This window comes from Hymenobacter actinosclerus (genome assembly GCF_900111515.1).
In the GTDB taxonomy this organism is placed as follows: domain Bacteria; phylum Bacteroidota; class Bacteroidia; order Cytophagales; family Hymenobacteraceae; genus Hymenobacter; species Hymenobacter actinosclerus.
Map to the genome: position 1 here is coordinate 654,948 of NZ_FOHS01000002.1, position 19,948 is coordinate 674,895.

Genomic DNA, 19,948 nt, shown 5'->3' on the forward strand with positions numbered 1-19,948 from the left:
GTGCGGTTATCCTGGCAACTGACAACTGCCAACTGCTGCCTACTTTTGCCCTCATGGAATTCACCGTAGGTCAGATTGCCGAAGTGCTGCAGGGCTCCGTAGAGGGCGATGCGACCCAGCCCGTTAACCGGCTGGCCAAGATTGAGGAGGCTCGGGCCGGCTCGCTTTCGTTTCTGTCGAACCTGAAGTACGAGCACTTCCTCTATACCACCCAGGCCACAGTTGTCATTGTGAGCCGCACGCTGGAGCTGAAAAAGCCCGTTTCGGCCGCTCTCATCCGCGTCGACGACCCCTATACCAGCTTCACGGCCCTGCTCGAATTCTACCAGCAGGCCAGCCGCACCGGCAAGCGCGGCGTCGAGGAGCCGGCTTACATGGCGGCCAGCGCGAGCATCGGGGGCAACCACTACCGCGGGGCTTTCTCCTACATCGGCGAGAACTGCGAGATTGGGGCCGATGTGGTGATTTTCCCGCACGTGTTCATCGGCGACCGGGTGAAAATCGGCGACGGTACCATTGTGTACGCCGGGGCCAAAATCTACGCCGAAACCGTAATCGGCCAGCGCTGCACGGTGCATGCCGGGGCCGTTATCGGCTCCGACGGTTTTGGCTTCGCGCCCCAGCCCGATGGCTCCTACCGCACCATCCCCCAAATCGGCAACGTGGTGCTCGAAGACAACGTGAGCATCGGGGCCAACGCCACCATCGACTGCGCCACGCTGGGTTCCACCATCATCCGCGAAGGGGCGAAAATCGACAACCTCGTGCAGCTGGCCCACAACGTGGAAGTCGGCCGCCACACAGTAATTGCCTCGCAAACGGGCGTGTCGGGCTCCACCAAAATCGGGGATTTCTGCGTGCTGGCGGGGCAGGTGGGCATGGCCGGCCACCTCACGCTGGCCAACCGCACCACCGTTACGGCCCAGTCGGGCGTGGGCAAGTCCATCAAGCAGGAAGGCGTGCTGCTCCAGGGCTCACCCGCTTTCGGGCTGCGCGACAGCCTGCGGGCCAACGCCATTTTCCGCCACCTGCCCGAGCTGGAGCGCCGCCTGCGCCTACTCGAACAGCAGGCCCAGCCGCCGGAAAAGCCCTAGCTTTGTCTTTAGAAAAGCTTCAAGCCGCAAGCTACAAGCTGCAAGCCTTGGGCTTATTTCCATCCTCTTTTTCGCTTGCAGCTTGCGGCTTGAAGCTTGCAGCTAAACTAAATGAACGACAAGCAACACACGATTAAGGCCCCGGTTACGGTTAGCGGCATTGGGCTGCATACGGGGGTAGTGGCCACGATGACGTTTTGTCCGGCTCCCATCAACCACGGCTATAAGTTTCAGCGCATCGATTTGCCCGGCCAGCCCATCGTGGACGCCGACGTGGACAACGTGGTGGACTTGAGCCGGGGCACGACCATTGAGCAGAACGGCGCCCGTGTAAACACCGTGGAGCACACGCTGGCCGCCCTGGTAGGCCTGCAGATCGACAACGTGCTCATCCAGCTCGACGGCCCCGAACCGCCCATCATGGACGGCTCCAGCTTCGAGTTCATCCGGCCCCTGCAGGCCGCGGGCCTCGAAGAGCAGAACGCGCTGCGCAACTACTACGAGATTCCGGCCGAAATCCGCTACGTGGACAACGCCCGCTCGGTGGAAATTGCCGCCCTGCCGCTCAACGACTACCGCCTCACGGTAATGGTGGATTACAACTCGCCGGTGCTGGGCTCCCAGCACGCCTCCCTCACCGACATCAGCCAGTTTGCCGCCGAAATCGGCTCCTCGCGCACCTTTTGCTTTCTGCACGAGCTGGAGGCACTCTACAAGTCCAACCTCATCAAGGGCGGCGATTTGAGCAACGCCATTGTGGTGGTCGACCGCGTGGTGAGCGACGACGAACTGAATGATTTGGCCACCATGCTGGGCAAGCCTAAGGTGGCCGTCAAGAAGGAGGGCATCCTCAACAATGTGGATTTGCGCTACAAAAACGAGCCGGCCCGCCACAAGCTGCTCGATTTAGTCGGCGACCTGGCCCTGGTGGGTCGGCCGCTGAAGGGCCAGATTCTGGCCGCCCGGCCCGGACACGCGGCCAACGTGGCCTTCGCCAAGCGCATCAAGAAGAAGATGATGGAGGCCCACACCAGCCCCATCCCGACCTACGACCCGAGCCGCGAGCCGGTGATGGACATCAACCAGATTGCCGCCACCCTGCCCCACCGCTACCCCTTTCTGCTGATCGACAAGATCATTCACCTCGACGCCACCACCGTTACGGGCGTCAAAAATGTGACCTTCAACGAGCAGTTTTTTGCCGGCCACTTCCCGGGCAACCCCGTCATGCCCGGCGTGCTCCAGATTGAGGCCATGGCCCAGACCGGCGGCATTCTGGTGCTCAACACCGTGCCCGACCCCGAAAACTACTGGACCTACTTCCTGGGCATCGAAAACTGCCGCTTCCGCCGCATGGTAAAGCCCGGCGACACTATCATCTTCAAGTGCGAGCTGACCGCCCCCATCAAGCGGGGCATCGCCAAGATGAGCGGCAAGGCCTACGTTGCCGGCAAAGTGGTGATGGAAGCCGAAATGTCGGCCAGCATTGTGAAAAAACAGTAATAATTATGAATGTTGAATTATGAATTATGAATTTTCCGCCTTGGACTGTTCTGCTAATTCATAATTCATAATTCATAATTCATAATTTCAAAAAAGAATGACCCAGCCGCTCGCCTATATTCACCCCGAGGCCATCATTGCCCAGAACGTGGTAGTGGAGCCGTTTACGACCATTGACAAGGACGTGGAAATCGGGGAAGGCACCTGGATTGGCCCCAACGTCACGATTATGGCCGGGGCCCGCATTGGCAGGAACTGCCGCATTTTCCCGGGCGCCGTAATTGCCGCTCAGCCCCAGGACCTGAAATTTGCCGGCGAAAGAACTACCGTGCACATCGGCGACAACACCGTGATCCGGGAGTGCGTGACGGTGAACCGCGGCACCGTGGATCGGCTGAAAACCGTGATTGGCAGCAACTGCCTGCTGATGGCCTACGTGCACGTAGCCCACGACTGCGTGATTGGCGACAACTGCATTCTGGCTAACACTGTGCAGGTGGCCGGGCACGTCGAAATCGGCGACTACGCCATCATCGGGGGCTCGTCGGCCATCCACCAGTTTGTGCGCGTGGGCCAGCACGCCATGGTGTCGGGCGGCTCCTTGATCCGCAAGGACGTGCCGCCGTTCATAAAGGCGGGCCGCGAGCCGCTGAGCTACGCCGGCATCAACAGCATCGGGCTGCGCCGCCGGGGGTTTTCGGATCAGAAGATTTCCGAGATTCAGCAGCTCTACCGCCTGCTGTTCATGAGCGGCCTCAACAACGCCGCCGCCCTCGACCAGATTGAGCTGGAGCTGGCTCCCTCCCCCGAGCGCGACGAAGTAGTCAACTTCATCCGCAACTCCGGCCGCGGTGTGATTAAGGGCTACGGCCGCAACTCCAACGGCGGCGGCGAGTAGCTGGCAGGGCTTCGGGACTTAGGGTTTAGGGCTTAGAGGATGACGTGCAACGAACCCTACCGTCATCTTGAGCAGCGCGAGAGACCTTAGCACGAAGGCACAAGGTGTCGTTACGACCATTCTTAATTTAACGAGGTCCCTGGCCCTGCGGTGCTGGATGAAGGATGACAGTTGGGGTTCACTGCACATCCTCTAAGCCCTAAACCCTAAGTCCCTAAGCCCTAAATAATGCAAATCACGGCCACCGGACTAAGCAAGCGTTTTGCGCGGGAGTGGATTTTTCGGGGGCTGAGCCACACGTTTGCGGCGGGTTCGGCCACGGCTATTCTGGGGCCGAACGGGGCCGGCAAAAGCACGTTGCTCAACACCCTGGCCGGCCAGTTGCTGCCCACCCAGGGCACGGTGGCGTACCTGGAAAACGACCGGGCCGTGGCCGTGGAGGACGTGCCGCAGCGCCTGGCCTACGCCGCGCCCTACCTGGAGCTGATTGAGGAGCTGACCCTGACCGAACTCATCAAGTTTCATACCCGCTTCAAGCCTCTGCGGCCGGGCCTGACGAGCGACGAGCTGGTAAGCCTGATGTACCTGGAAAAGTCGCGCCACAAGCTGGTGCGCGACTTTTCGAGCGGCATGAAGCAGCGTCTTAAGCTGGCGCTGGCCCTGTACGCCGACGCTCCGCTGCTGCTGCTCGATGAGCCCACCACCAACCTCGACCGCACCGGCGTGGCCTGGTACCGCGAGCACGTGGCGGCCACCCGCGCCGGCCGCACGGTGCTGGTATCGAGCAACGTGCCCGAGGAGTACGACTTCTGCGAGCAGCAGCTCCAGATTACCGACTTTGGGGCCCAGGCGGCCCGCTAAGCGGCTTTTAGTGGCCCAACTGCGGGAACTGAACCAAACCCGGCAAGGTTTCGTCGCGTATCTTTGCAGCCCAATTCCTTTCACCCTTTACCGCCCCTGACAAGGCCATGACACAGCACGACGACTTCGACGACGACGACCTTTTTGGCGACGACGATGCCCTGGATAATTTCGCCAAGGCCGGGGGCAGCAAAACCCACGGCTCGGCCGAGGAGCGCCTGGCGGCCAAGTACGCCGATTACCTGATGTGGCGCGATACCGGCTCCTCGCACGACGAGGCCCTGGACCTGGCCAACATGAGCGAGGACGAGTTCGACGAGGCCGAAGCCGGCAACGACCCCGAAAGCAGCGGCAAGTTCACCTCCCTCGACGACCTGGACGACAACGACTTCTCCGACGATGAAAACGACGAGTACGGCTCCTCCGGCTCGTCGCGCAATAGCGGCCGCAACTCGGATTACGATTAGGGACTTAGGGACTTAGGGACTTAGAAAAAGAACGTCATTCTGAGCGGAGCGAAGAATCTCGCGTGCCACAGTAATCCTGTCGTAAGGAGTTACTATTGCACGCGAGATTCTTCGCTCCGCTTAGAATGACGTTCTATTTTTTCACTTACTCCCTGCTACCCTCGCCCGAACACGCGGCGGAGCAGTTCGGTGGTGCGGGCCACGGGATTTTCGCGGATGTTGGCTTCCTCCTGGGCCACGAGCGTGAACAGGCCGTCGATGGCCTTGCCGGTGGCGTACTGGTTGAGGTCGGTCTGGACGGGCGTTACCAGCGGGATGCGGTTGTAACGGGTTGTCAGGTCGGTGTAGTATTTGGTGGCACCTACCTGGTCGAGGCTGCGCTGCACAATGGGGCGGAATGCGGTGGTGAGCTGCTCAGTAGTGGTGCGCTTGAGGTAATTGGTAGCGGCGTCCTTCTCGCCTGTGAGGATGCCCCAGACATCCTTAAACGTCAGGCTTTTGATAGCTGTCAGGAAGATGGGCTTGGCGCTCTGGGCGGCCTGCTCGGCGCCACGGTTCAGCGTCAGCTCGAACTTATCTACCTGGCTGCCCAGGCCCAGGGTGCGAAGCGTGGTGGCTACGCGCTGGGCATCGGGTGGAAACGGGATGCGGATGAGGCGGTTGAGGTAGAAGCCATCGGTTTTCGAAGCCTGGTCGGTTCCTTTGCTGATGCCGATGGACAGCGCCTCCTTCAGGCCCCGGGCGGCTTCGTCGGAGCTCAGGCCACCGGGACGGGTAGTAGGAATAGTAGGGCCGGTTTGCGCGGGCAGGTTCTTGAAGATTTCGCCCAGCTTGGGCAGCCGGAACTGGGCGGCGGCGGGCAATTGCAGGCCCAGCAGCAACAGGGGCAACGCGAGAAAAGAACGGTGGTTCATGGCGTAAAGGAAGCGGTTGTGCAGTCGGTTTTGCACAAACCGGACCAAAAGCAAAGGCAAAAGGAAAACCTGCGGGCAGTTAAGCGGCTTTAGGCGTCGGCCAGGCACTGTTTTGTCCGTTACCTTCGCCCGGCCTGGCCTTTACTTCTGACTTTTTCCCTTTGACTTTACCCTATGGTGCCCGACGTTGAGATTATGACCATTGGCGATGAGCTGCTCTACGGGCAGGTTATCGACACCAATTCGGCCTTCATGGGCCAGGAGTTGGGCAAACTGGGCCTGCGCGTACGCCAGATTACGAGCGTATCCGACCGGGCCGACGAAATCGTGGCTACCCTCGACCAGGCCCGGCAGCGGGCCCGCGTAGTGCTGATGACCGGTGGCCTGGGCCCCACCAAAGACGATTTGACCAAGCACGTGCTGGCCCGCTACTTTGGCACTGAGCTGGTGCTCGACGAGAACGTGCTGCGCCACGTGGAGGGAATTTTTGCCCGCTATAACCGCCCGATGCTGGAGGTGAACCGCCAGCAGGCCCTGGTGCCCGCCAACTGCCAGGTGCTGCACAATGCCGTGGGCACCGCGCCCGGCATGTGGTTCGACGACGACGGCGTGGTGTTCGTGAGCATGCCCGGCGTGCCCCACGAAATGAAGTACCTGATGACCCACGAGGTGCTGCCGCGCCTGCGCGCCCACTTCCACACGCCCGCCATCGAGCACCTGGTAGTGCAGACGGTGGGCCTGGGTGAGTCGTTTCTGGCCCAGCAGATTGAGGACTGGGAAAACGCCCTGCCGCCCTACGTGAAGCTGGCCTACCTGCCCTACCTGGGCGGGGTACGCCTGCGCCTCACGGGCCAGGACGACGGCCAGCCCGACCTGCTGACCCGCATGCAGGCCCTGCTGCCCGAGCTGCGCCGCTTGCTGGGCACCCACATCTTCGCCGAGGGCGAAATCAAGCTGGAAGAGGCCGTGGGCCAGCTGCTGCTGGAGCGCGGCCTGAGCGTGGGCACGGCCGAGAGCTGCACCGGCGGCCTGCTGGCCCACCGCCTCACCAGCGTGCCCGGCGCCTCGCGCTACTACCAGGGCAGCATCGTGGCGTATTCCAATGAGCTGAAAATGCAGGAGTTGGGCGTGCGGGCCGAGTCGCTGGCCGCCCACGGGGCCGTGAGCGAAGCCGTGGTAGCCGAAATGGCCGAAGGCCTGCGCCGCCGCCTGGGCGTGGATGTGGCCCTGGCCACCAGCGGCGTGGCCGGCCCCGACGGCGGTACGCCTGACAAGCCGGTGGGTACGATCTGGGTTGCCTACGCCGACGCCCACCGCACCGTCACGAAGCAAATCAGCTTCGACCGCGGCCGGGCCCTCAACCTGGAGTTCACCGCTACCAGCGCCCTGAACCTGCTGCGGCTGAGCTTGCCGGATGCTGAGTGAGCGAACGGGTGGATCAGGGAACGTCATTCAGAGCGGCGCGAAGAATCTCGCGTGCCAAAGTAATCCTTAACGACAGGGCTACTGTGGCACGCGAGATTCTTCGCGCCGCTCTGAATGACGTTCTTACTCACTCAATCAATCGCCAGATTCCGTGCATTGCGAGTTCTGGTTACCTTTGCACTACTAACCCCACCCCACCCCACCTTTATTACTACCCCGACCGCATGGCACGAATGGAAATGACGATGCCCAAGATGGGCGAATCCATCATGGAAGGCACCGTTCTCAAATGGCTCAAACAAGTAGGCGACGCCATTGAGCAGGACGAATCAGTGCTGGAAGTGGCCACCGACAAGGTTGATACCGAAGTGCCGGCCCTGCACGCGGGCATTCTGCAGGAGATTTTAGTGGAGGAAGGCCAGGTAGTGGCCGTAGGCGCCCCCATCGCCGTCATCGAAACCGACGCGGCCAACGCCGGCGCTTCGGCTCCTGCCGCGGCTCCGGCCGCCCCCGCTGCCTCCGACAACGGCGCCGCTACTGCCGCCGCCCAGGTGCCTCACGTACCCGCCGAAGCTGCCCCCGTAAACGGGTCGGCCCAGCCCCAGGCCGGCCGCTTCTACTCGCCGCTGGTGCTCAGCATCGCCCGCGAGGAAGGCATCAGCATGGGCGACCTGGAATACCTGCCCGGCTCGGGCAGCGAGGGCCGCGTAACTAAAAAGGATATTCTTGACTACGTAGCCGGCGGCAAGCAGGCCCTGGCTCCGCAGGCCGCCCCGGCTCCTGCTGCTGCCAGCGCCCCCGCTGCCCAGCCTCAGGCGGCCACCCCGGCTCCGGCCGCGCAGCCCGCGGCTGCCAAGCCAGCCGCGGCTCCTGCTGCTACCAAGGCCGTGCCTTCCATCAGCGGCGGGCAGGAACTGATTGAGATGGACCGGATGCGCAAGATGATTGCCCAGCGCATGGTCGACTCGAAGCGCATTTCGCCCCACGTAACCTCTTTCGTGGAGGCCGACGTGACCGACATCGTGAACTGGCGCAACAAGCACAAGGATGCCTACAAGAAGCGCGAGGGCGAAAACCTCACCTTCACGCCCATCTTCATCCAGGCCATTGCCCGCGCCATCCAGGATTTCCCGCTCATCAACGTTTCTATTGAGGGCGACTACATCATCAAGAAGCGCGACATCAACATCGGCGTGGCCGTGGCCCTGCCCTCGGGCAACCTCATCGTGCCGGTGATTCACAACGCCGACCAGCTCAACCTCAATGGCCTGAGCAAGAAGCTCAACGATTTGGCCAACCGCGCCCGCATCAACAAGCTCAAGCCCGAAGACCTGGAAGGCGGCACCTACACCGTGTCCAACGTCGGCTCGTTTGGCAACGTGATGGGCACGCCCATCATCATGCAGCCGCAGGTGGCCATCATGGCCGTGGGCGCCATCAAGAAGAAGCCCGCCGTGATTGAAACGCCCCAGGGCGACCTGATTGGCGTGCGCCACTTCATGTTCCTGAGCCACAGCTACGACCACCGCGTAGTCGACGGCTCACTTGGCGGCATGTTCGTGCGCCGCGTGGCCGACTACCTGGAGCAGTTCGACCCCAACACGAGCATTTAGGTCTTAGGTCTTAGGTCTTAGGTCTTAGGTCTTAGGTCTTAGAATTTATGTAAAAGGCCCCGCTGTGGTTACACGGCGGGGCCTTTTTGATGGTCAGAACCTACTTTTGGGTGCCGTTGGCTGGGTCGCTTGTCTCCAACGCAGTTTTGGCTTTTTACACATTATCCTTCCTCATGAAAAAATTCCTGCCCCTGGCGGCGCTGTTGGTTGCGCTTGGCCTCATCCTGTTCCTATACCAGCGCCTGACCAACACCGAAACTGCGCTGAAGCAGTCTGAGCAGCGGTTCCACGACTGCGAGATTGTCACCTTCCAGCTCCAGAACAAGCTCAGCCAACTCCAGCGCGGCCCCGTGCCCGACAGCTTGCGGGAGAAATAGAATGCGGGAGAAGTAGAAGCTGCCATTCCGACGAAACAGGAAGCCGGGGCAGGTCATCGAATTACATTGTTCAATGACCTGCCCCGGCTTCCTGTTTCGTCGGAATGGCAGCTTGCTTACTGCTGGCCGCCGGCGTCGGGCGTGGTGCTGCCGCCTTCCTTCAGGTCGTCGTTGCTGATGGCACGGCGGCGGCGGGGGCGCTGCTCGGTGGTGAGCTTGCCGATGCGGTAACTTAGGTTGACGCGGACGCCGGCACGACGCAGCACGTTCACGCTGTTCTGGTCGAGCACCGGCGACTCGACGCGGCTGCGGATTTTAAACTCGGGCGTGAAGAAGTTGTCGGCGCCGATGCCGAACGAGCCGCGCTTCTCGGCGAAATCCTTTTTCAGACTCAGGCTATAAATACCGAAACCGCCCTGGTAGCCCTGCAATTGCACCTGCCGGCCCCGGTAGAAGGCGAAGCTCTGGAAGCCCCAGCCATTCTCGAACGTGTAGCTGGCAATCAGGCGGCCACTAACGACGACGCCGGTATTGCGGGCCGCCAGCACGGGGTCGGGAGAGTTGTTGTCGAGCACGGCGTAGAACACGTCGGTGCCCCCGCTGAGCGTAAATTTCTTGTTGATGTTGACGTTGGCGCTCAGGCTGCCGCCGTAGGCATTTTCGGTGCCGATGTTGCGGAAACGGGTGATGATGGTGTCGAGGCTGGTGGTGCGCACCGACTGGATGGAGCCGGTGGTATTGCGGGCGAACACCGAGAAGTTGAGCGAAGTCTGCTTGACAAACGTGTTATAGGCCAGCTCGTAGTTGTTGGTGTACTCGGGCCGCAGCTCGGGATTACCGATGGTTACGTTGAGCGGGTTGGAGGCCTGGCGGTTGGGGTTGAGGAACTGCAGCGACGGGCGCTGAATCCGGCGGTTGTAGGCTGCCTTTACCAGGTTGCCGTTGGCCAGCTTGCGCGAGAGGTTCAGGCTGGGCACCAGCACCCCGTACGACGGAATGGAAGCGGCCCGCTGCTGCTCATTTTTGAAGTCGGCGTTGATGGTGGTGTACTCGTAGCGGACGCCGGGCTTGAAGGTGTAATTCTTCAGCAACGTGAGCGTGTAAGCGGCGTAGGCGGCGGCTACGTTCTGGTCGTAGGTGAAGATGTTGGAGAGCCCCTGCCCCACCTGGGGCTGCCCGTTGAGCAGCGTGGTATAGTCGCTGTTCACACGACGGATGATGTCTTTGGCCCCGAATTCCAGAATCTGGTTTTCCCTGATGGGCGTTACGTAATCGGCCTGCAGCGTGTACTCCTCGTTGTAGCTGTCGTTGATGTTGCGCAGGAAGTCGCCCTCGCCGCGGCCCTCGCGGATGGCGTTGGTGAAGTTGTTGGTGCGCACGTTGCGGCTGTACTGGCCCAGCACGCTGAACTCCTGGCGCGGCTTTTCGAAGGTGCGCGTGTAGCTGAGCGTGGCATCCAGCGTAATCGAGTTGTCGAGCACCTTCACATCGCGCAGGCTGCTGATTACCGTGTCGCCCTGAGCCCGGAAGAAGGTGGTATTCGAGCGCAGGTGGTCCTGGTAGCTGGTGCCGTCGCGCTGGCCCAGCTGCACCGAGGCGGCCACAAAGTTGTACTTGTTGATTTCGTAGTCCCAGCCCAGCGAGTAACGCCCGAACACGTTGTTCTGGCGCGTATCGGCCTGCTGCAGCGAGCGGCTGACGGCCGTGCGTTCGGCGGGGTCGTTGCTGGCGGGCAGGCGGTAGCTGAGCTGCTCGTTTTCGAAGCGGCCGGGCGTGTTGTACTGGCCGCGGCCCCCGGCATTGAACGAGAAGCCCATTTTGCCGGTGCGGTAGGCCGCGCTCAGGCCCAGGTTGCTGCTGCGCGAGCCGGCGCTGATGCGGGTATCGAGCGTGAAGCCGCGCAGGTTGTTTTGCTTGGTGACGATGTTGATGATGCCGCCCGAGCCTTCGGCGTCGTACTTGGCCGAGGGCGAGGTAATGACTTCCACGCTCTTGATCTGGTCGGCCGGAATCTGCTTGAGCGCGTCGGCAATGCTGCTGGCCGAGATGGTGCTGGGCCGGTTGTTGATGAGCACCCGGATGTTGCTGGAGCCGCGCAGACTCACGTTGCCGTCGAGGTCGACCGAGAGCAGGGGCACGCGGCGCAGCACATCGGTGGCGTCGCCGCCGCGGGTGGTTTCGTCCTTTTCGGCGTTGTACACCGTGCGGTCTACCTTCTCCTCGATCAGGGCGCGCTGGCCCTCTACCACCACTTCCTTCAGGGCCTGGGCCGTGCTTTCGATGCTCAGGCTGCCCAGGTTGAGCGTGTTGCCGGCCTCGGTGATGACTACGCCCGGCTTCTCGAAATTCTTGTAGCCAATAAAGCTGACCTGCACCGTGTAGGTGCCGGCCCGCAGCCGCGGAATGCTGAACTTGCCGCTCTCATCGGCCGAAGTGCCATCGACGGGCTTGCCGGTAGCGGGGCTTAGCAGCACCACCGTGGCGTAGGGCACGGGCTGCCTGGTGGCGGCGTCAATGACAGTACCGGTCACGCGCCCGGTGCCGGGTTCGGCCTGCATTTGCCCGGCGGGCCGGCCGGAGCCGGTTGGGGCCTGGGCCAGCCCCGTGGCTGCGTAACCACCCAGGGCCAGCAGCAATGCGTACTTCTTCATTCTTGAATTAGAAAAACGACCCCCGCAAAATCCGGAGGACTAAGGCACAGACACAACTTTGCGCCGCAAGTGGCACGCGCAAGGAAAAGTCAGCAAGAAAAAGTCTCCGCTTCTATCGCTCGCCCAGCAACATCAGCAGGAAGGCAAAGTGCCGGGCCGTGTCGCGCAGGCTCTGGAAGCGGCCCGAGGCCCCGCCGTGGCCGGCGCTCAGGTCGGTGTGCAGCAGCAGCAGGTTGTTGTCGGTTTTGGTGGCCCGCAGCTTGGCCACCCACTTGGCGGGCTCGAAGTACTGCACCTGCGAGTCGTGCAGGCCGGTGGTGACGAGCAGGTTGGGGTAGGCCTGGGCGCGCACGTTGTCGTAGGGCGAGTACGACAGCATGTAGTCGTAGAACTGCTGCTGGTTGGGGTTGCCCCACTCATCGTACTCGCCGGTGGTCAGCGGAATTGTTTCGTCGAGCATGGTCGTTACCACGTCCACGAAGGGCACGGCGGCCACCACGCCTTTGTAGAGCTCGGGATGCTGGTTGAGCACGGCGCCCATCAGCAGCCCACCGGCCGAACCGCCCATAGCAAACAATGTGTCGGCGGAGGTGTAACGCTGCGCAATCAGGTACTGCGAGCAGTCGGTGAAATCGGTGAAGGTGTTCATTTTCGCCAGCTTCTTGCCGCCTTCGTACCAGTGCCGGCCCAGCTCCTGCCCGCCCCGGATGTGGCAAATCACGTAGGCAAAGCCCCGGTTGAGCAGGCTCAGGCGCGAGGCACTGAAGGTGGCGTCCATCGAGAGGCCGTACGAGCCGTAGGCGTATTGCAGCAGCGGGGCGCGGCCATTCTTCTCGAAGCCCTTTTTGTAAACAATCGACATCGGAATGAGCGTGCCATCGGCGGCCGGGGCGTACTGGCGCTCGGTTACGTAGTCTTCCTTGCTAAAACCGCCCAGCACGGTCTGCTCCTTGAGCAGCGTACGGGTGCGGGTGGCCATGTCGTAGTCGAAGGTAGAGGTGGGCGTGGTGAGCGAAGAGTAGCCGTAGCGGAGCACGGGCGTATCGAACTCGGGGTTGATGCTGATGGCGGCCGTGTAGGTGGGCTCGCCGAAGTTGAGGTAGTGCTCCTGCCCGTCGGCCCAGCGGATCACGCGCAGCCGCAGCAGCCCCTCGTGCCGCTCACCCAGCACCAGGTACTCGCGAAATAGCTCCATGTTCTCCAGAAACACGTCGTCGCGGTGCGGAATCACCACCTGCCAGGCCGTTTTGGCGGTGTCGGCCACGGGCGTTTTCAGCAGCCGGAAATTGGGCGCCTGGTCGTTGGAAAGCACGTAGAAATCGGGCCCGAAGTGCTCCACTTCGTAAAGGTGGTCATCCTCGCGGGCCAGAAACACTTGCATCTCCGCCCGCGGCGCATCGGCCCGCAGGTAGCGCACTTCCGACGACATGGTGCTCCCGATGCTCAAAAACACGTACTCGCGCGACTTCGAGCGGTGTACGTGCAGGTAAAAGGCCGCGTCGGCTTCCTCGTACACCAGCTCATCGGCGGCCGGATCGGTGCCCAGCGTGTGGCGCCAGAGCTGGTAGTCGAGCAGCGTGTCGGGGTCTTTGCGGGTGTAGAAAACGGTGCGGTTGTCGGTGGCCCACACGGCGTTGCCGCTGGTGTTGGCCAGGGCTTCGGGGTAGGGCTGCCCGGTTTCAAGGTCGCGGAAGCGCAGCGTGTACAGGCGGCGGCTTACCGTGTCCTCCGAGTAGACCAGCGTGCGGTTGTCGTCGCTCACCTCCAGGCCGCCGATGTGGTAGTAGTCCTGGCCCTCGGCCAGGGCGTTGCCGTCGAGCAGCACCTCTTCGGGGGCCTTGAGGCTGCCGGGCTTGCGGCAGTACACCGGATACTCGCCGCCTTCCACGAAGCGCACGTAGTAGAAATAGCCATTGTCGCGGTAGGGCACCGACTCGTCCTGCTCGCGGATGCGGCCCTTCATTTCCTGAAACAGCCGCTCATCCAGGTCGTTGGCCGGGGCCATCTGCTGGTCGAAATAGGCGTTTTCGGCCTTCAGGTAGTCGAGCACCGCGGGGTTTTCGCGCTCATTGAGCCAGTAGTAGTTATCGGTGCGGGTGCCGAAAGGCGAAACGAGCGGGTGGGGCTTGATGGCCGCAATGGGAGGAACAGACATGGAAGCAAAAATCGAAGTTAAGAAACCAGCCGGGCCGGCAGCAGCCAACGGGCCGCCCGGCAGCAGCACGGGGCCGGTGCGGGGTAAACTGCCGGACGGACCCGCAAGTTACGCCGCCGGCGCGGCCGGTGGGGTTTGCAACGGCACGCGTAGCGTGAGCGTGGTACCGTGGCCGGGCTCCGAATCAAACTCCAACTGAGCGTTGAGGTAGCGCGCCCGCAGGCGGATGTTGTGCATGCCCAGGCCATCGGTTATGTTCTCAAAGCCCAGGCCGTTGTCCTCCACCATCATGGTCAGGTCGGTGGCAGTGCCCAGCAGCTGCACGGTTAGCTCCGTGGCCTGGGCGTGGCGCAGCACGTTCTGCACGGCTTCCTGCAGAATACGATACACCAGCGCCTGAGCCGCCACCGACAGCCCCGGCACGGGCAAACCGACCGTGTGCAGGCGCACCGCCAGCCCGGGGTCCGAGTAGCGCAGGCGGCTCAGCAGTTGCTGCGCTGCCGGTGCCAGGCCGCGCTCCAGCAGCGCCACCGGGGCCAGTCCGTGCGAAATACTCCGGATTTCGCGCACCGACTCGTCGATGGTGGCGACGGCCGTGGCCAGCAGCGACTGCTGCTGCGGCTCGGCCAGGGGAAGCTGCTGCTGCAAGGCGGCCAGGTTCATGTGGGCCGCGCACAGCAGCTGGCCCACGCCGTCGTGCAGATCGGCCCCCACCCGGCGGCGCTCCTTTTCCTCTACCTGCATAATCTCGGCCGCGTAGCGCCGTTCCAGCTGCTGGCGGTCCTGCACCAGCGCCACCTCCCGCCGCAGGTGCTGGCGGTTGATAAGCAGATAGCCTACGCCGGAGCCCAGCAACAGCAGCAGCAGGGTGCCCAGCAGCAGATTCTGCCGCCGCTCCGCTTCCTGCTGGCGCCGCTCGTCGCCCCGTTCCTGCCGCCGCAGCTGCTCGCCAAAATCGAGCGCCTGCACCTGCACCAGGCGGTTGAGGCTGAAAAGCCGGCTGTTGGTCTGGCTGGCCCGGCGCAGATGGGCAAAGGCGCGGGCCGTGTCGCCCCGGGCTTCGTATTGGTTGGCCAGCGCCTCGCTGGCAATAAGAATGCCGCGGGCGTACCCGCCCTGCTCGCTGGCCTCCAGCGCCCGCTGCGCATACGTCAGTGCCTCGGTGGGCTGGTTTTGCTGACTGGCCACGCGGGCCAGTCCCAGCCAGGCCTGGCACAGCGCGTACGAGATAGGCCGGTACTGGGCCCGCTCGATGCAGCGCCGGTAGTAGGTGCGCGCCTGCTGCGGCTGGCCGCTCTGCATAGCTACGTCGCCCAGCAGTGCCAGGTCGCCGATTTCGCTATGCCAGTCCTGCTGCTGCAAATCGAGCCGGTAGCCCCATTCTATATAGTGGCGGGCCGAGTCGGTTTTGTTCAGCTGCAGATAGGCCTGGCCGATATTGCCCGGAATGGGGGTCAGCAGCGGCATATCGTGCAGGGCTTCGGCCCGGCGCACTGCCCGGAAAAGGTAGCGCAATGCCAGCCGGGGGCTGCCCTGCTCCAGGTGGGCATAGCCCATGCCGTTATCGGCGTGTACCTGGCCGCTGCGGTAGTTGACCTGCTCGGCCAGGCGCCGCGCCGCCTGCATCGACTGCACGGCCGTGGGGTAGTTGCCGGACCGCAGAAAGGCCCAGCCCAGCATGAGCAGCGTCCGGCACTCGCCGCGCGGAAACCGGAGCTCGTGCGCCAGCTGACGCCCCCGCTGCCCGTAGCTGATGGCCGACAAGGGACTATCATCGGTGCGGGCCCAGGCCAGCTGAATCAGCAGATTCACCCGATTCGTATCCGGCCGCGAGACCTTCAGCAACCGCAACAGACTGTCGGCCTGGGCAGTAGATTGGTTCGCGCTGACCGGACCAGCCAGGCTCAGGCAACACAGCAAGACGAGGAGGAAGCTTTTCACCGCTTCGAATATATCGCACTATGGCAATAATTACCTCTTTGCTCGCTCAACAATCTAAAATACGCGCCAAACACGGCCGGCCGGCCGCTCAACGAGCAACCGGCCGGCTGATTCCCGATTCTTATTCAGCAGACGAACCTACAGCCCTGCCAGCTGCTGCTGCAGCGCCGCAATCTGGGCTTCGGCATCGGTCAGCTTCTGCCGCTCGCGCTCCACCAGCTCGGGTTTGGCGTTGGCCACGAACTTCTCGTTGCTGAGCTTTTTGCTCACCGAGGCGCGGAAACCCTGGGCGTAGTCCAGCTCCTTGGTGAGGCGCTCCTTTTCGGCCCCGAGGTCAATCTGCCCTTCCAGGGGCACGAAGAACTCGGCCCCGCCGGCCACGAAGCCCACGGCGGCGGCCGGGGCAGCCTCCACCACCGATACCTCGGTGAGGGCGGCCAGCTTGCGGATGATACCCGTGTAGTCCGTCAGCAGGGTTTGCAGCTCGGCGTCGGTGGTTTTGGCGGCCAGCGTGAGGGGTTTGTTGGGGCCCAGGCCCTTCTGGTTGCGGATGGTGCGCACGCCGCCCACGATTTCCAGCGCCTGGGCCATGCGGGCCAGCAGCGCAGCGGCACCCGCCACGGGCTGGGGCTTGGGCCAGGCGGCCACGCACACGTACTCCTTGGGCCCGCGCGCCTTCAGCTCATGCCAGATTTCCTCCGTGATAAACGGCATGAACGGGTGCAGCAGGCGCAGCAGCGTTTCGAGGTAGGCGCTGGTGTGGCGCAGGGTTTCGGGGTCGATGGGGGCCTGGTAGGCGGGCTTGATCATCTCCAGATACACGGAGCAGTAGTCGTCCCAGACCAGCTTATACACCGTCATCAGCGCATCCGAAATCCGGAACTTCTCGAAGTGCTCATCCACCTCGGCAATGGCGGCCTGCAGGCGCGCCCCGAACCACTCCACGGCCTTGTCGTTGGCGAAGGGCAACTCCGCATCCACTTCCCAGCCCTTAATCAGGCGGAACGCGTTCCAGAGCTTGTTGCTGAAGTTGCGGCCCTGCTCCACCAGCTTCTCATCATAGAGCAAATCGTTGCCGGCCGGAGCCGAGAACAGCATGCCGGTGCGCACGCCGTCGGCCCCGAACTGGGCAATCAGGTCGAGCGGGTCGGGCGAGTTGCCGAGCTGCTTGCTCATCTTGCGGCCCTGGGCGTCGCGCACGATGCCGGTCAGGTACACGTTTTTGAACGGCACTTCCTTGCGGAACTCCAGGCCGGCCATAATCATGCGGGCCACCCAGAAAAACAGGATGTCGGGGCCGGTTACCAGGTCGTTGGTGGGGTAGAAATAGTTGACGTCGGCGTTATCGGGGTCCTCGAACCCATCAAACACCGAAATCGGCCACAGCCACGACGAAAACCAGGTATCTAGCACGTCCTCGTCCTGGCGCAAATCGGCCAAGGTCAGGGCCTCGTTGCCGGGCTGGGTGCGGGCCTGGGCCAGCGCCTCGTCGGGCGTGAGGGCCACTACGTAGGTGCCATCGGGCAGGTAGTAGGCCGGAATCTGCTGGCCCCACCAGAGCTGGCGCGAGATGCACCAGTCGCGCACGTTCTCCATCCACACCCGGTAGGTGTTCTTGAACTTGGCCGGGTGCAACTGAACGGTGTCGTTTTCCACCACCTCCAAAGCGGGTTTGGCCAGGTGCTCCATTTTCAGGAACCACTGCAAGCTCAGCTTGGGCTCAATTACGGCCTTGGTGCGCTCCGAGGTCTGCACGATGCTGGCATACTCCTCCACCTTCACCAGGTGGCCGGCCTCTTCCAGGTCCTTCACAATGTTGCGCCGGGCCGCGAAACGGTCCTGGCCCACGTACAGCTTGGCCTGCTCATTGAGCGTGCCATCGTTATTCAGAATATCAATAACGGGCAGCTTGTGCTTCACGCCCAGCTCGTAGTCGTTGAGGTCGTGGGCCGGCGTCACCTTCAGCGCCCCGGTGCCAAAATCGATGCTCACGTACTCGTCGCCAATCACCGGAATGTCGCGCCCCAGCAGCGGAATCCGCACCCGCTGCCCAATCAAATGCTGGTAGCGCGGATCCTTCGGGTTCACGGCCACCGCCACGTCGGCCATAATGGTTTCCGGCCGGGAAGTGGCGATTATGAGCTGCAAGCTATCAGCTTCAAGCGACAAGCTTTCGTTCTGACTTGCAGCTTGCGGCTTGTAGCTTGCAGCTCCCACTATCTCATATTTGAGATAGTACATCTTGGCCATCACGTCTTTCGGGATGACTTCCTCGTCGGAAATGGCGGTTTGGCCCAGCGGGTCCCAGTTCACCATGCGCACACCACGGTAGATGAGGCCTTTCTGGTGCAGGTCGACGAACACGCGCAATACTGCCTCGGTCAGCTTGGGCTCCATGGTGAAGCGGGTCCGGTCCCAGTCGCAGGAGGCGCCCAGCTGCTTGAGCTGCTCGAGGATGATGCCGCCGTATTTTTCCTTCCAGGCGAAGGCATGGTCCAGGAATTGCTCGCGGGTGAGGTCCTTTTTCTCGATGCCCTGCTCTTTGAGCAACGATACCACTTTGGCCTCGGTGGCAATGGAGGCGTGGTCGGTGCCGGGCACCCAGCAGGCCTCGAAGCCCTGCATCCGGGCCCGGCGCACCAGCACGTCCTGAATGGTATTGTTGAGCATGTGGCCCATGTGCAGCACGCCCGTTACGTTGGGCGGCGGAATCACGACCGAATACGGTTGCTTGCGGGGGTTGGCTTTGGCTTTGAAAAAGCCCTGCTCCTGCCAGCGCTGGTACCATTTGGCTTCAACGTCGGCGGGCGTATAGGTTTTGGCGATGGACATCGGTCGGAGAAAAATTCGGGGGCAGATATGGCTGCAAAAGTAGGTATTTCGGGCCGGGGCCGGAAGCGGGGTAGCCCCTGCGTATTTTTTATGGCCCTCGGCGCCGCTGCATCGGTGCTCATTGTTTATTTTTGAAGCCGGGGTAGCACCTTTTGTTGTGGGGCTTCTGGTTGTAGCGCTTCTGGCAGAAGTCTGCTCGAAGCCCTGCTACTGCCCTTCCCGTGTTTCCACTGCTTGCCCATGGCTTTTTTCTCGCGTCGTAAACCCTCCGTTCCGCAGCCCGCCCCACTGCCGCCGGTTGCCCCACCAGCTGCTACCGCTGCCACTTTCGCCGGCAGCCTGCGCGTGGGCCTGGGTCAGCTGCTGGTAGAAGGCGGCGAACCGGACCGCAACCTCGCCCGGGCCGAGCGCATGGTGGCCGATGCCGCCGCCCAGGGCTGCGAGCTGGTACTGCTGCCCGAAACCCTCGACTTCGCCTGGACCCACCCCAGCGCCCTGACCGAGGCCCAGCCCATCCCCGGCTCCTACTCCGACCGCCTCTGCCAGGCCGCCCGCCAGCACGGCCTATATGTGTGCGCCGGCCTGACCGAGCGCGCGCCTGATGGCCGCAACTACAACGCCGCGCTGCTCATCACCCCGGCCGGCGACATCATCTGCAAATACCACAAAATCAACCTGCTCGAAGTTGAGTTTCCGTTTTACGCCGTGGGCCAGACGCTGAACGTGGTGGACACGCCGCTGGGCAAAATCGGCGTGAACATCTGCGCCGACAACTTCCTCGACGGCCTGGCCATCGGGCACACACTGGCCCGCATGGGCGCCGAGTTCATCCTTTCCCCTTCTTCCTGGACCGTCGATTTCTCTATTACCGAGGAGCACGACCCCTACAGCGAGAAGTGGATCAAGCCTTACTCCATTCTGGCGCAGCTTTATAACGTGAGCGTCGTGGGCACTACGTCGGTGGGCTACATCGTGGGGGGGCCCTACGAGGGCAAGAAAAGCATCGGCTGCTCGCTGGCCGTCGATGCGGGCGGCATCCGGGCCCAAGGGGTTTTCAACGAATTTGCCGGCCAGCTCGTGGTGGCCGATTTGCCCCGGCCGGTGCGCGCCGAGCAGGGCACCCAAATCGGACAGATGCTGGCCCGCCGGGGTTTTCGGTTCGATGAGCTGCCCGCCAAATAGGCCCCGAACTTCACAGCCGCCCTGCTTTTCCGTTT

The 19,948-nt window shown here is 62.7% G+C and carries 14 protein-coding genes; 9 read left to right on the forward strand and 5 right to left on the reverse strand.

The features are described from left to right. The first annotated feature begins 53 nt into the window (after positions 1–53). The 5 genes from lpxD to BMY67_RS09150 all read left to right on the forward strand — a co-directional run bounded on the left by lpxD (position 54) and on the right by BMY67_RS09150 (position 4,823). Positions 54–1,094, forward strand: a complete 1,041-nt coding sequence (gene lpxD, locus BMY67_RS09130) for a UDP-3-O-(3-hydroxymyristoyl)glucosamine N-acyltransferase (protein ID WP_092770674.1) — start codon at positions 54–56, stop codon at positions 1,092–1,094. 111 nt (positions 1,095–1,205) lie between these two features. Then, a complete protein-coding gene (locus BMY67_RS09135) occupies positions 1,206–2,597 on the forward strand; it encodes a bifunctional UDP-3-O-[3-hydroxymyristoyl] N-acetylglucosamine deacetylase/3-hydroxyacyl-ACP dehydratase (protein ID WP_092770676.1) in 1,392 nt (463 codons plus the stop codon). 97 nt (positions 2,598–2,694) lie between these two features. Continuing rightward, entirely contained in the window at positions 2,695–3,495 is an 801-nt protein-coding gene (lpxA, locus tag BMY67_RS09140) for an acyl-ACP--UDP-N-acetylglucosamine O-acyltransferase (protein WP_092770678.1), read from the forward strand. Between the two features lie 228 nt (positions 3,496–3,723). Next, positions 3,724–4,356 (forward strand): ABC transporter ATP-binding protein, encoded by a 633-nt coding sequence (locus BMY67_RS09145; RefSeq protein ID WP_092770680.1) that lies wholly within the window; start codon positions 3,724–3,726, stop codon positions 4,354–4,356. A gap of 107 nt (positions 4,357–4,463) precedes the next feature. Then, entirely contained in the window at positions 4,464–4,823 is a 360-nt protein-coding gene (locus tag BMY67_RS09150) for a hypothetical protein (RefSeq protein ID WP_092770682.1), read from the forward strand. A 155-nt stretch (positions 4,824–4,978) separates the two neighbouring features. Here BMY67_RS09150 and BMY67_RS09155 read toward each other — a convergent pair whose 3' ends face one another. Further along, on the reverse strand, positions 4,979–5,737 hold the full coding sequence (locus BMY67_RS09155; RefSeq protein ID WP_092771655.1) for a DUF4197 domain-containing protein: 759 nt from the start codon (positions 5,735–5,737) through the stop codon (positions 4,979–4,981). A gap of 174 nt (positions 5,738–5,911) precedes the next feature. Between BMY67_RS09155 and BMY67_RS09160 the strand changes: the two genes are divergently transcribed. The 3 genes from BMY67_RS09160 (at position 5,912) to BMY67_RS09170 (ending at position 9,152) form a co-directional block, all read left to right on the forward strand. Further along, the gene (locus BMY67_RS09160) at positions 5,912–7,162 is read left to right on the forward strand and encodes a competence/damage-inducible protein A (RefSeq protein WP_092770684.1); all 1,251 of its coding nucleotides are present in this window, start codon (positions 5,912–5,914) and stop codon (positions 7,160–7,162) included. Positions 7,163–7,386: 224 nt separating this feature from the next. After that, positions 7,387–8,775: a dihydrolipoamide acetyltransferase family protein gene (locus tag BMY67_RS09165; RefSeq protein ID WP_092770686.1), complete on the forward strand. Its 1,389-nt coding sequence runs from the start codon at positions 7,387–7,389 to the stop codon at positions 8,773–8,775. Between the two features lie 173 nt (positions 8,776–8,948). Then, positions 8,949–9,152: a hypothetical protein gene (locus tag BMY67_RS09170; protein WP_092770688.1), complete on the forward strand. Its 204-nt coding sequence runs from the start codon at positions 8,949–8,951 to the stop codon at positions 9,150–9,152. Between the two features lie 116 nt (positions 9,153–9,268). Here BMY67_RS09170 and BMY67_RS09175 read toward each other — a convergent pair whose 3' ends face one another. The 4 genes from BMY67_RS09175 to BMY67_RS09190 form a co-directional block, all read right to left on the reverse strand. Next, the gene (locus tag BMY67_RS09175) at positions 9,269–11,803 is read right to left on the reverse strand and encodes a TonB-dependent receptor (protein WP_092770690.1); all 2,535 of its coding nucleotides are present in this window, start codon (positions 11,801–11,803) and stop codon (positions 9,269–9,271) included. A gap of 112 nt (positions 11,804–11,915) precedes the next feature. Further along, positions 11,916–13,958 carry a S9 family peptidase gene (locus tag BMY67_RS09180; RefSeq protein ID WP_092770693.1) on the reverse strand — a complete coding sequence of 681 codons (2,043 nt, stop codon included), beginning with the start codon at positions 13,956–13,958 and terminating at the stop codon, positions 11,916–11,918. A gap of 108 nt (positions 13,959–14,066) precedes the next feature. Continuing rightward, the gene (locus BMY67_RS09185) at positions 14,067–15,899 is read right to left on the reverse strand and encodes a tetratricopeptide repeat-containing sensor histidine kinase (protein WP_177189760.1); all 1,833 of its coding nucleotides are present in this window, start codon (positions 15,897–15,899) and stop codon (positions 14,067–14,069) included. Positions 15,900–16,037: 138 nt separating this feature from the next. Further along, on the reverse strand, positions 16,038–18,731 hold the full coding sequence (locus BMY67_RS09190) for a valine--tRNA ligase (RefSeq protein WP_092770697.1): 2,694 nt from the start codon (positions 18,729–18,731) through the stop codon (positions 16,038–16,040). 240 nt (positions 18,732–18,971) lie between these two features. Between BMY67_RS09190 and BMY67_RS09195 the strand changes: the two genes are divergently transcribed. Then, positions 18,972–19,913 (forward strand): carbon-nitrogen hydrolase family protein, encoded by a 942-nt coding sequence (locus tag BMY67_RS09195; RefSeq protein WP_092770699.1) that lies wholly within the window; start codon positions 18,972–18,974, stop codon positions 19,911–19,913. The last annotated feature ends 35 nt before the right edge of the window (positions 19,914–19,948 follow it).

Excerpts from the sequence above, each read along its gene's own strand:
- lpxD (WP_092770674.1), top strand. The coding sequence starts at position 54 with ATGGAATTCACCGTAGGTCAGATTGCCGAAGTGCTGCAGGGCTCCGTA.
- BMY67_RS09135 (WP_092770676.1), top strand. The coding sequence starts at position 1,206 with ATGAACGACAAGCAACACACGATTAAGGCCCCGGTTACGGTTAGCGGC.
- lpxA (WP_092770678.1), top strand. The coding sequence starts at position 2,695 with ATGACCCAGCCGCTCGCCTATATTCACCCCGAGGCCATCATTGCCCAG.
- BMY67_RS09145 (WP_092770680.1), top strand. The coding sequence starts at position 3,724 with ATGCAAATCACGGCCACCGGACTAAGCAAGCGTTTTGCGCGGGAGTGG.
- BMY67_RS09150 (WP_092770682.1), top strand. The coding sequence starts at position 4,464 with ATGACACAGCACGACGACTTCGACGACGACGACCTTTTTGGCGACGAC.
- BMY67_RS09155 (WP_092771655.1), bottom strand. The coding sequence starts at position 5,737 with ATGAACCACCGTTCTTTTCTCGCGTTGCCCCTGTTGCTGCTGGGCCTG.
- BMY67_RS09160 (WP_092770684.1), top strand. The coding sequence starts at position 5,912 with ATGGTGCCCGACGTTGAGATTATGACCATTGGCGATGAGCTGCTCTAC.
- BMY67_RS09165 (WP_092770686.1), top strand. The coding sequence starts at position 7,387 with ATGGCACGAATGGAAATGACGATGCCCAAGATGGGCGAATCCATCATG.
- BMY67_RS09170 (WP_092770688.1), top strand. The coding sequence starts at position 8,949 with ATGAAAAAATTCCTGCCCCTGGCGGCGCTGTTGGTTGCGCTTGGCCTC.
- BMY67_RS09175 (WP_092770690.1), bottom strand. The coding sequence starts at position 11,803 with ATGAAGAAGTACGCATTGCTGCTGGCCCTGGGTGGTTACGCAGCCACG.
- BMY67_RS09180 (WP_092770693.1), bottom strand. The coding sequence starts at position 13,958 with ATGTCTGTTCCTCCCATTGCGGCCATCAAGCCCCACCCGCTCGTTTCG.
- BMY67_RS09190 (WP_092770697.1), bottom strand. The coding sequence starts at position 18,731 with ATGTCCATCGCCAAAACCTATACGCCCGCCGACGTTGAAGCCAAATGG.
- BMY67_RS09195 (WP_092770699.1), top strand. The coding sequence starts at position 18,972 with ATGGCTTTTTTCTCGCGTCGTAAACCCTCCGTTCCGCAGCCCGCCCCA.